Below are 12,650 nucleotides of genomic sequence, written 5' to 3'. Positions count from 1 at the left end.
ATGAAATGATTAAAATGCAAGAACAGACCTTACATTAGCAGTAGTACTACTTTTAGAGTTTTCAAATATCGTTAATTCCCCAAGAGAAAAGTAAAATTCAATAAAGTTATCAACAGTATTTTCAGACGAAGACGAATAACCATCGCCATCAGCTATTTTTTCACCTCCAACTGCTATAAATGCATTGTTTACATTGTTTAATATATGGTCGTCTATAAACAATACACCGAAAGAATTAGCAGATGTCTGCATATTTATCAAGTACAACTTGCCTATGTTAGCAAAAACATCCCACCATTGGCCGATACTTGGAAGATACCAACCACTATTAGTAAACTTGGATACATCTACATTATAACTATTAGCAACCTGCCATGCTGGATAGCTGCTAGTATTGTATTTTAGGGTAAATGTTCCATAATAACCTGAGCTGATATCGTTATAACAATCTGAAGAGCTGACAACTTTGGTGGAATTTGCATTAACCCCATCAGGTCCCCAATAATATCCTATACTTGCATCTTTTAGGGCAATCGCATAGCCATGCGTATAGCCAGCATTATATTCTGCAGAACTAATCTCGTTGGAGAATACGATGCCCACAATTGTCTTACCACCTGTGGTTGTTCCTGTTGTTCCATCAGCATAAAGGTAATCGCCGATGTTTGCATCACCTAGACACACATTTTGGCGCGAAGTTTGAGTAAGACAAGCTGAAGCACCTTTATATTTATAAATCTTATATTTAGCTGCGGCAGGAGCTGCCCCACTTATTTTCCATCCCTTAGTCTTTGCTACGTCAGTACTATTATACTGATTATTGCCTGTAACAGAAAGTGTATTATTTGGATTAACTAAGTAACGGTATTTACCATCAGCGATATTAAATGGTTTGCTGGTAGCATCAAATGTAAAACGATATTTGTTTGTTCCATTATATGTATAATGAACTTGGTGAAGGTCTATTTCAACTATTGACATTTGGTGAGACAGTGTGAATGAACTGCTGTATGTAGAAGCATCGACTGTAGCCATAGACACCATCAAATCCTGAGCTGTGTATTTGGCTTGCGTACTTTGATCGGCGGCTGGAGTCCAACTGCTGATTAACGATCCAAAGAAGGTCTGGGCTGTTAAATCACTGAAAGTGCCACTTGCAGAATATTTGCCATCCATACTTGCTTGATAAGGATAGTAAGCAAAATACTTTGCACCCTCAAAATATGGCAAGTTCTCTGTACTATTACTGTTAAGCCATTTAGAAGTACCATCATAGGTATATTTGGCATTAGCCAGAACAACAGTTCCATCAGGCTTAACTGCAAATATACCGATGGCGTCACCGCTAGCAAATGTGGTCCCTGTGCCATTATCTGTGGCGCGTGTCTTTGCACCACTGTCATCTACTGAAGTAAATAAGCCGTCGGATATATTTATCTTCATACTCTTAACGGCTGTGTCGTTCTCGTTTGTAAAAGTCTCGTCTGAAGAGCAACCGCTCAACGTCATTAATAACACACTGGCTAATATTCCAAGGTTGAATAATCTGATTTTCATAAATTGTTTTTTTTGTCGTGATACTTTAATAATGTTTATACAATACTGAGCTGTTAAGCATCATCAATAGTTCCATCACCACTGGGAGCAGGTGACCAAGGAGTAACTGGCAATGCATTTACATTGCTATTTGCGATTGGTAGCTGTACTTCCGCTTCTATAACGTGTATTGAAGGGCTTTTGTACTCTTTTCTTTTCATTTGCATATAATTAAATTATTTACGTGCGTATATTATTTATATAATAAAAATCAAACTGACTTTTGCTCTCATAAGTATTGGTATCACTAATAACAACTATATTATTTCTTAGAACACTGTCAACAAGTTCGCTTGTCGGGTCAAAGGGATTGACAATCTCTGCTACATCATTATCTAAGCTACAAGACATAAATAATAAAGTAAACAACAAGAATAATGTATATATTTTTTCATTATCAGTTAAATTTAATCATTATTTATTGGGGTTATTATTAAAATGAAATCATAACTACAATTAAGGTCGCAAAGTTAATAAATACGATATATTCATCTGTTTCATTATCACAATTTGCATGTATCATTACTACAAAATTTGATAATATTTACTTAATATATCCATTTTTTGATAAAGCTTGTAAAATAAAAGTACTAAGAGTTTATATTTAGCTACCACATTTGCTACAGCTATCATTTATGAAAAGAGAAACCAAATTCTCTATGTGAAAGAGTGGTAATATATTTTGAGACACACGTTAGACTACAGAAAAAAGTTTTTTTTAATGCCATTCATGTCACAAGCCCTTTGTTTAGCTTATGACATTATCAAGGTAAAAGAGACATTAAATGAGATCGAAGTCCGCCACATATTCACTAACTCAATGTCATCTGATAAAGTTAGTAAATATTGAAAAAAAATAAGCATAGTTACTGGATTTCTCCGATAACTATGCTTAATATGATTTATGGGTTATGATTTAATATTCACCCCATGCCTTGATGTCAATATCATCAAGAGACAGTGTGCAGAATGCATTGATAAAGGCACTCGCAAGACGACTGTTGGTGATCAATGGCACGTTTAAGTCGATTGCTGCACGACGAATCTTATATCCGTTTGTTAGCTCATGAGCAGTAAGATCCTTTGGAATGTTTACTACCATGTCTATCTTCTTATCGTGAAGCATGTCTATAGCCTGTGGGTGTTGTCCTTCCTCAGAAGGCCAATATACACGTGTATTAGCTATACCGTTTTCCTCTAGGTACTTGCTTGTTCCACCCGTAGCAAACAATTCATAACCATTGGCTACAAGTTGTTTAGCGGCATCAAGCATCTCAGCCTTCTGCTTTGCACTACCTGTTGACAAAAGGATGGTCTTCTTTGGTATGCGATGACCTACAGACAACATACTTGTAAGCAATGCTGTGTTAGTATCGTCACCAATACATCCAACCTCACCAGTAGAACTCATGTCTACACCAAGTACTGGGTCAGCCTTCTGCAAGCGGTTGAAAGAGAACTGGCTAGCTTTGATACCAACATAGTCGAGATCGAACAAGTTTTTCTTGAGTTTCTCAACAGGAAGTCCAAGCATTACCCTTGTAGCAAGTTCGATGAGGTTTATCTTCAACACCTTACTTACGAATGGGAATGAACGACTGGCACGCAGATTACACTCAATAACAAGTATCTCATTTTCGCGAGCCATATACTGGATATTGAAAGGACCGTTGATGTGAAGGTTCTTTGCAATCTGACGGCTCACACGCTTGATGCGTCTTACTGTCTCAACATAAATTTTCTGTGGAGGGAACTGAATTGTAGCATCACCAGAGTGTACACCGGCAAACTCGATATGTTCACTGATGGCATAAGCCATGATCTCACCGTCTTTGGCAACAGCATCCATCTCAATCTCCTTTGCATGCTCGATGAACTTAGATACCACAACAGGATGATCCTCACCCACGTTAGCAGCAAGCTGAAGGAAGCGTTTGAGTTCCTCATCATTTGAACATACATTCATGGCTGCACCAGAAAGTACATAAGAAGGACGAACGAGAACTGGGAAACCGACACGGTCTACAAAAGCATCGATATCGTCCATGCTTGTGAGGGCACTCCATTCTGGCTGATTGATGCCATTCTCTGTAAGCATGGCTGAGAACTTAGCACGGTCTTCAGCACCATCAATATTCTGGGCTGTAGTACCAAGGATAGGAACATTCTGCTCATCAAGTTTGATAGCCAAGTTGTTTGGTATCTGACCACCAGTACTTACGATTACACCATGAGGACATTCGAAATCAATGATATCCATGACACGCTCGAAGGTGAGTTCGTCAAAATAAAGACGATCACACATATCATAGTCTGTAGATACTGTCTCTGGATTATAGTTTATCATGACAGAGCGCCAGCCTTCTTTACGAATCGTGTTAAGAGCCTGAACACCACACCAGTCGAACTCTACCGAACTACCGATGCGATAAGCACCCGAACCAAGAACGATGACAGAACGCTTGTCTTTTTCAAACTCTATATCACTCTTGACACCACTATAAGTGACATACAAATAGTTAGTCTGTGCAGGATATTCGGCAGCCAAGGTATCAATCTGCTTAACAACAGGAATGATTCCATAAGTCTTACGCTTGTTGCGCACGATGATAGCAGCCTTATGCATGTTTCCTATTTCGGTTTCAAGACCAATAGCACGAGCTATCTGGAAATCAGTAAATCCATAGACCTTTGCTGTACGCAGAAGATCCTTATCAATCGTATTGATGTTGGCATTCTTAAGATTCTCATCAATGTCGATAATATGCTTGAGTTTCTGAAGGAACCATTTGTCAATCTTAGTAAGATCATGAATCTGGTCAACAGTGTATCCCTTGTGCATAGCCTTAGAGATAACGAACACACGTTTATCAGTTGGCTCGCATAGAGCAGCATCAATATCATCAATCTTTAATTCTTTATTGCCAACAAATCCGTGCATGCCCTGCCCGATCATACGGAGTCCCTTCTGGATAGCCTCTTCAAAATTACGGCCAATAGCCATAACCTCTCCAACAGACTTCATACTAGAACCAAGTTCCTTGTCAACTCCACGGAACTTAGAAAGGTCCCAACGAGGAATCTTGCAGACTACATAGTCAAGAGCAGGCTCAAAGAATGCACTTGTGGTCTTTGTTACAGAGTTTTTCAACTCAAACAGACCATATCCCATACCAAGTTTGGCAGCAACGAAAGCGAGAGGATAACCAGTAGCCTTTGAAGCCAAAGCAGAAGAACGAGACAAACGGGCATTAACCTCGATGACACGATAGTCTTCGCTCTTAGGGTCGAAAGCATATTGCACATTACACTCACCGACGATACCGATGTGGCGTACAATCTTTATTGAAAGGGCACGCAACTTATGATATTCGCTGTTTGTAAGTGTCTGAGAAGGAGCGATAACGATACTCTCACCGGTATGAATACCAAGTGGGTCGAAGTTTTCCATATTACATACCGTAATACAGTTATCGTAACGGTCGCGCACAACTTCATATTCTATTTCTTTCCAGCCTTTCAAACTCTTCTCTACCAAAACCTGTGGAGAGAAAGCGAAAGCCTTTTCGCAGATAACATTCAATTCAGCCTCGTTGTCAGCAAATCCAGATCCAAGACCTCCAAGTGCATAAGCAGCACGCACAATGACAGGATAGCCCAGATCAGCAGCAGCCTTGCGAGCCTTGACGATATCATCACAAGCCTCACTCTTGATTGTCTTAACATCAATCTCGTTGAGCTGATTAACAAACAGTTCACGGTCTTCTGTATTCATAATGGCAGCAACTGGCGTACCAAGAACACGGACATTATATTTTTCCAATATACCAGAACGGTCCAACTCAACACCGCAGTTAAGAGCAGTCTGACCACCGAATGAAAGAAGAATACCATCAGGCTTTTCCTTCTGAATTACTCGCTCAACAAAATAAGGTTGAACAGGAAGGAAGTAAATCTGATCAGCCACTCCCTCGGAAGTCTGAACAGTAGCAATATTAGGATTGATAAGTACGGTTTTGATGCCTTCCTCACGAAGAGCCTTTAAAGCCTGTGAACCAGAATAATCAAACTCGCCTGCTTCACCAATTTTCAACGCACCTGAACCTAGCAGCAATACTTTCTTTATATTTTCGTCTTTCATTATAGCTTTACTTTAAAGTTTCTACAAATTTGTCGAACATGAACTCTGTATCAACAGGACCTGAACAAGCCTCTGGATGGAACTGACTTGAGAACCAAGGATTAGTGTTGTGGCAGATACCCTCATTAGAACCATCATTCATATTAACGAACAACTCTTTCCAATCACTTCCCAGAGTCTTAGCGTTGACAGCATAACCATGATTCTGACTTGTGACATAGCACTTCTCTGTACCAACAAGACGAACAGGCTGGTTATGACCGCGATGACCATATTTAAGTTTATAGATATCAGCACCGGCAGCCTTTGCCAATAACTGATTACCCATGCAGATACCACAGATAGGTTTTGTGCTAATGTTCATCTGCTTGCGGATTATATCAACAGCATCAGAGCAAACATCAGGATCACCAGGACCATTGGCAAGGAAAAGTCCATCATACTGCATATCAGTGTAGTCATAGTTCCAAGGAACTCTTATAACCTCAACACCACGCTTGATCATGCTTCTGATAATATTAGCCTTAACACCGCAATCAACAAGAACGACTTTCTTTCCGGCACCTTCGTTGTATCTGATAACTTCTTTGCAAGAAACTCTATCAACAAAATTCACACCTTCATAATCAGCTTCAGGTATATTGCTTGGTTCATCATCAAAGATAATCTTACCCATCATCACACCATGCTCACGCAAAACCTTAGTGAGTTCCCTTGTATCAATGCCAGTAATGCCTGGAACATGTTCACGTTTAAGCCAATCAGCAAGACTTTCAACAGCATTCCAATGACTATACTGCTCGCTATAATCATTAACGATTATTGCTGAAGCATAAATCTTATCGCTCTCCATGAAAGTAGGGATGCCATTGCTCTCGATAGTGAAAGGAGGCACACCGTAATTTCCGACAAGCGGATAAGTCAGCGTCATAAGCTGTCCGGCATAAGAAGGGTCGGTAAGACTCTCCGGATAGCCCATCATGGCTGTGTTGAAAACGACCTCACCGGCAACTGGCGCATCATAGCCAAAGCTCTTGCCGTGAAATTTTGTTCCGTCACTTAAGACCAAAGTTACGTTCTTCATCATTCTATAATATATATAACTTTAAATATTCTTTTTCAATCATCGTCTCTATTTAAACAAGCTTATTATTTTTCTACACTTTCAACATAGTTTACAAAAGCCTGATTACATAGTTTTGTTCCACCAGGTGTTGGGAAGTGTCCTGTGAAATACCAATCACCCTTATGGTTTGGTATAGCCTTGTGGAGTCCCTCTATGCTCTGGTAGACAATCTCGATAGGAGTTGTAACACCCTCTGGGCGAAGTATCTCGACAATCTTATTGTTTATTTCCTCTATCGTAAATGGTTTGTAGATATTACGAACCACATTAACCATATCTTCTTTTGGTTTCTTGAGTTCGTCCTTGCACTCATTATAAGTATCACGAATGACATTATCCATTCCACGATCCTTAAGCAAAGCTATTGTTGCTCTGAACACACAGAACTCCTCCAAGCGAGGCATATCGATTCCGTAATAATCAGGATAGCGTATTTGCGGAGCACTGCTGACAACAACCATTTTCTTTGGATGCAGACGATCTAAAATTCTAAGAATACTCTTTTTAAGAGTTGTTCCACGAACAATGCTATCGTCGATAATCACGAGATTATCCTCATTAGGCGTAATACTGTCATAGGTGATATCATAAACATGGCTCGCAAGGTCGTTACGGCTATTGCCTTCGGTGATGAAAGTACGCAGTTTGATATCTTTCCACGCAATCTTCTCTGACCTAACGTAATCATTCAGAATGTCTTCTAATTCTTCGTGACTAGGAGCATGTCCGAGACTCTCTATCTTCTTTATCTTCTCGTCGTTGAGATATCTCTTAAATCCATTGAGCATGCCATAGTAAGCAACTTCTGCCGTATTTGGGATATAAGAGAACACTGTGTGAGCAGTATCATAATTAACAGCCTCAAGAATAGGCTCTGTGAGTTGCTCACCCAATTTTTTACGTTCATTGTATATGTCACAATCAGAACCTCTACTGAAATAGATTCTTTCAAAAGAACATGCTGAATCACCCTTAGGCTGAAGAATCTGCTCAACAGTGCATTCTCCATCTCTTTTAACGAGAAGAGCAGCACCAGGGGCAAGTTCTTTGATATCGGCACTATCAAGATCGAAAGTAGTCTGAAGGACAGGGCGCTCACTTGCAAGGACAACAATTTCGTCATTCTTATAATAGAATGCTGGACGTATTCCCCAAGGATCACGCATGGAGAACATCTCTCCACTACCAGTAACGCCACAAACAACATAACCGCCATCAAAGTCGGCCATTGTTTTTTTCAAGACGTTACTCATCTTGACATTATCTTCTATGAATTTTGTGATATCGGCATTAGTAAGTCCTTTAGTTTTAGCAATTTCAAAATTTCGTTCAACTTCTCTATCCAAACGATGTCCCATCAACTCGAGCATTATATAGGTATCACTATATACCCGTGGGCATTGTCCCTGAAGAGTGAGCTTATCAAAAATTTCATCGACATTCGTCATATTGAAATTACCACAGAAGCATAAATTCTTGGCTCTCCAGTTGTTTCTTCTTAAGAAAGGGTGGACATAAGTTATTCCACTCTTTCCTGTAGTACTGTATCTGAGGTGTCCCATGTATAACTCTCCCGCGAAAGGAAGGTTCGCCTTTGCGAATTCCACATTAGTAACATCATCAGAAGCGATGTTAGCATAATCCTTATGAACATTGTCGAATATCTCAGTAATGGCGTTAGAGCCTTCAGCCCGTTCACGGAACATATATTCGTTCCCAGGCTGAGTATTGAGTTTCACACATGCCATTCCTGCTCCCTCCTGACCTCTATTGTGCTGTTTTTCCATCATCAAATAGAGTTTATTCAGGGGATACATCCAAGTGCCATACTTCTCCTGATAATATTCAAGTGGTTTGAGCAGACGAATTAAAGCTACACCACAGTCTTCCTTTATTTCTTCCATATTATATTTTATTCTATTCTACAGTGACTGATTTAGCAAGATTTCTTGGTTGGTCTACATTCTTATCCTTGCAGACAGCAATATGATATGCAAGGAGTTGAAGTGGGATTGTTGCCAGCAATGGTTCCAGACATTCAAGCGTCTTAGGTAATTCGATCACCTCATCGGCAATGCGGCTGATGGTTTCATCTCCCTTAGTAACAAGAGCTATGACCCTACCCTTACGAGCCTTGATTTCCTGAATGTTGCTGAGTACCTTCTCATACATTGCATTATGTGTAGCGATAACGACTACCGGCATATCTGAATCGACAAGCGCAATAGGACCATGCTTCATTTCTGCGGCAGGATAGCCTTCAGCATGTATGTAACTGATTTCCTTCAGTTTCAGAGCACCTTCCAAAGCAACAGGATAACTATAACCACGACCAAGATAAATAACGTTGTGAGCATAAGTAAAGATACGGCTTAAATCAGCTATCTTATCGTTTTGTTCAAGCACCTCTTTCATCTTTTCAGGAATCAAAGACAACTCCTTCACTACCCCATTATATGTTTGATCATCAATAGTGCCCTTCTCTTTTGCTAATGCTAGAGACAACATTGCCAACACGATAACCTGACCAGTAAATGCCTTTGTTGAAGCTACACCAATCTCAGGACCAACATGGATGTAACTACCTGTATCAGTGGCTCTAGGAATGCTTGAACCAACAGCGTTACATATACCATATATCAATGCTCCAGAACGCTTTGCCAACTCTATAGCAGCCAAAGTATCGGCTGTCTCGCCACTCTGTGACATCGCTATAACTAGGTCGTCCTTGGTGACAACAGGATTTCTATATCTGAACTCACTTGCATATTCAACATCTACAGGAATACGACAGAATGTCTCGATTAGTTGCTTACCAATAAGTCCTGCATGCCAACTTGTTCCGCAAGCTACAATAATGATTCTCTTAGCAGCAAGTAATCTTTCTTTATAATCAATTACTGCACTCAGCGTAACTTGATCAGCATCTGCATTTATACGTCCACGCATACAATTCTTCAAACATTCAGGCTGCTCAAAAATCTCTTTAAGCATGAAGTGTGGATAACCACATTTCTCTATCTGTCCAAGATTCATGTCGATAGTATGTACCAAAGGATTAAGTTCGCGATTTAAGATATTTACGACCTTTAGCTCTTCACCAAGACGCATCACAGCAATACTGCCATCTTCAAGATAAACAACCTTATCAGTGAATTCAATGATAGGACTTGCATCTGAACCAAGGAAGAATTCATTTTCACCAATACCTACGACTAGTGGACTCTGCTTGCGGGCAGCAATAATCTGATTAGGTTCGCGCTTATCAAGCAATGCTATTGCATAAGCACCGATGACCTGATGCAAAGCAACCTGAACGGCAGTAAGTGTATCAAGATTTTTCTTGACCTGAACATACTCTATCAGCTGAACCAACACTTCTGTATCGGTATCAGAACGGAACTTCACACCTTTAGCGATAAGATTATTCTTGATCTCAGCATAGTTCTCAATAATGCCATTATGGATAATGGCAAGATTCTTTGATTCTGAGTAATGAGGATGGGCATTTAGAGATGAGGGTTCACCATGAGTAGCCCAACGAGTATGGGCAATACCTACATGACCACTGATGTTTTTGGCTTCACAAAAAGACTCAAGGTCAGCAACCTTTCCCTTTGTCTTGTAAACATTAAGATCATCATTATTTATGAGTGCCACACCAGCACTATCATATCCTCTATATTCGAGTCTTTTTAATCCTTTGATTAAAATTGGATAAGCATCTCTGCTACCAATATATCCTACAATACCACACATAAATTATTTGTATCTAATATTATTTTTAAATTTATATTAAAAAAAAAAGATGAAACCGAATAAATCAATTGTCATCCTTATTTCCAAATCATCGTAACTAACTACTAATAACCTTTCCCTGCATAAAATTCATATTGTCGATATCGGCATGCGAGGCGGTTTGTATCAAACCATCTTTCTTGATGCCTTTACCTATAAAAATATATTGTGAAAAGTAATTGTCTATCTGTTTTAGATTGCCGACGTGGAAATAAGATATTGCTAAAGACTTTTGACAATCGGTAACAACAACATCAGCCACTTTTTTGCTATCAGAGCAACTGCTCAGTAGCAAAACAATTGCCATAATAAATAGTGAAATGAGTGATTTCTTCATATCAACAACTCGGTAATCGTTAAAACCTTTGCAAATTTAGCTCTAATATTTGGAAATGGCAAATATTTGAGCTTTTAAATTAATGACTGATTTAAAATATTATTCTTTTCACTCTTAGATACAAAAAAACGGGAGAAAGAATCTCCCGTTTTGGTATTTAATAGAACTTGAAATAGTTTCGAGCGTTATTATAAGAAATGTCCTCAACCATGCGAGCCAAAGTTTCTTTGTCATTTGGAAGAAGCCCCTTCTCAACATCGTTTCCAAGCAGATTACATAATAATCTACGGAAATATTCGTGGCGTGGATAGCTCAAGAATGAACGGCTATCTGTAAGCATACCTACAAAACGACTGAGCAAGCCCAATACAGAAAGTGCATTCATCTGCTTTGTCATACCATCAAGCTGATCATTGAACCACCAACCTGAACCGAACTGGATCTTACCAGGACATGAACCATCTTGGAAGTTGCCTAGCATTGTTGCGATAACCTCATTAGCACAAGGATTAAGACAATATAAAATTGTACGTGTAAGCTTGCCATTTAGATTCAACTCATTGAGGAAATTACTCATTGCACGAGCTGTTGTAAATTCACCGATAGAATCAAAACCGGTATCAGCACCAAGCTTATTATACATAGATGTATTGTTATCACGGATTGCACCATAATGGTATTGCTGAGTCCAGTCAGCAGCATGGTCCATCTCTGCACAAATCTTCAAGAATGCATGCTTATACTGGCGTATCTCCATCGCACTAAGTTGCTGGCCACGAAGAGATTTCTCAAATATAGTTTCAATCTGACTGTCTGTGTATGGTTCATCATAGAATTCCTCAATACCGTGATCAGAAAGTTTGCATCCATTCTCAGTAAAGAAGTCATGACGCTTCTGAAGAGCATCTACCATATCAGCAAACTTATTAATTGCAACACCGCTAACCTGAGCAAGAGTATTTATGTAATCAGCAAAATCAGGCTTTTCGATATTCATAGCCTTATCTGGACGCCATGCAGGAATCATTTTGATTTCAAACCCACTCTCACGTGTCTGCTTGTGATAACGCAAGTCATCAACAGGATCATCAGTTGTACATACGCATTCTACATTGTAATGACGCATTAAGCCACGAGCACTATACTCTGGCAATTTCAACTTTTCATTGCACTCATCATAAATTTCACGAGCTGTGGCAGGACTTAAAATCTTATCTATGCCAAAAGCTGTCTTGAGTTCAAGATGTGTCCAATGATAAAGAGGATTACGGAATGTATAAGGTACAGTTTCTGCCCACTTTTCAAATTTCTCCCAGTCACTGGTATCCTCACCCGTGCAGTATTTTTCATCTACACCATTTGTACGCATAGCACGCCATTTATAATGGTCGCCACCAAGCCAAAGTTCTGTAATACTGCGGAATTTGTGATCATTAGCAACCATCTCAGGAATAAGATGACAATGGTAGTCAATAATTGGCATTTTAGCCGCATGATTGTGGAAAAGCTCCTGTGCTGTTTCTGTTTCCAACAGGAAATTTTCATCCATAAACTGTTTCATAATCGATTTTTATATTTGATTTATTTGTTTTCTAGATATTGTTTTCTATGCAAATATAGTATATTTTTTTGGAACTACGAGAAATTTAAAC

Annotated in this window: 8 protein-coding genes; all 8 read right to left on the bottom strand. The window is 39.3% G+C overall.

Annotation, left to right across the window (positions count from 1 at the left end; all coding sequences use genetic code 11):
* Window positions 1-9: 9 nt before the first annotated feature.
* The 8 genes from HEQ28_RS02615 to uxaC all read right to left on the bottom strand — a co-directional run bounded on the left by HEQ28_RS02615 (window position 10) and on the right by uxaC (window position 12,559).
* On the bottom strand, window positions 10-1,557 hold the full coding sequence (locus HEQ28_RS02615) for a fimbrillin family protein (protein WP_434503631.1): 1,548 nt from the start codon (window positions 1,555-1,557) through the stop codon (window positions 10-12).
* Between the two features lie 53 nt (window positions 1,558-1,610).
* Window positions 1,611-1,757, bottom strand: a complete 147-nt coding sequence (locus tag HEQ28_RS02610; RefSeq protein ID WP_434503630.1) for a hypothetical protein — start codon at window positions 1,755-1,757, stop codon at window positions 1,611-1,613.
* 755 nt (window positions 1,758-2,512) lie between these two features.
* Window positions 2,513-5,737 carry a carbamoyl-phosphate synthase (glutamine-hydrolyzing) large subunit gene (gene carB / locus HEQ28_RS02605; RefSeq protein WP_434503629.1) on the bottom strand — a complete coding sequence of 1,075 codons (3,225 nt, stop codon included), beginning with the start codon at window positions 5,735-5,737 and terminating at the stop codon, window positions 2,513-2,515.
* 7 nt (window positions 5,738-5,744) lie between these two features.
* Window positions 5,745-6,821, bottom strand: coding sequence for a glutamine-hydrolyzing carbamoyl-phosphate synthase small subunit (gene carA, locus HEQ28_RS02600; RefSeq protein WP_434504414.1), 1,077 nt, complete (start codon window positions 6,819-6,821; stop codon window positions 5,745-5,747).
* A gap of 65 nt (window positions 6,822-6,886) precedes the next feature.
* The gene (locus HEQ28_RS02595) at window positions 6,887-8,767 is read right to left on the bottom strand and encodes an amidophosphoribosyltransferase (protein WP_434503628.1); all 1,881 of its coding nucleotides are present in this window, start codon (window positions 8,765-8,767) and stop codon (window positions 6,887-6,889) included.
* Window positions 8,768-8,780: 13 nt separating this feature from the next.
* Window positions 8,781-10,622, bottom strand: coding sequence for a glutamine--fructose-6-phosphate transaminase (isomerizing) (gene glmS / locus HEQ28_RS02590; protein WP_434503627.1), 1,842 nt, complete (start codon window positions 10,620-10,622; stop codon window positions 8,781-8,783).
* Between the two features lie 97 nt (window positions 10,623-10,719).
* A complete protein-coding gene (locus tag HEQ28_RS02585; protein ID WP_434503626.1) occupies window positions 10,720-10,998 on the bottom strand; it encodes a hypothetical protein in 279 nt (92 codons plus the stop codon).
* A gap of 157 nt (window positions 10,999-11,155) precedes the next feature.
* On the bottom strand, window positions 11,156-12,559 hold the full coding sequence (gene uxaC / locus HEQ28_RS02580) for a glucuronate isomerase (protein WP_434503625.1): 1,404 nt from the start codon (window positions 12,557-12,559) through the stop codon (window positions 11,156-11,158).
* Window positions 12,560-12,650 lie beyond the last annotated feature (91 nt).

Origin of the sequence: Prevotella sp., from assembly GCF_051059605.1 — a bacterium.
Lineage (GTDB): Bacteria > Bacteroidota > Bacteroidia > Bacteroidales > Bacteroidaceae > Prevotella.
Note: the sequence above shows the minus strand (reverse complement) of the source record. Positions and strands in the feature narration are given on the sequence as shown.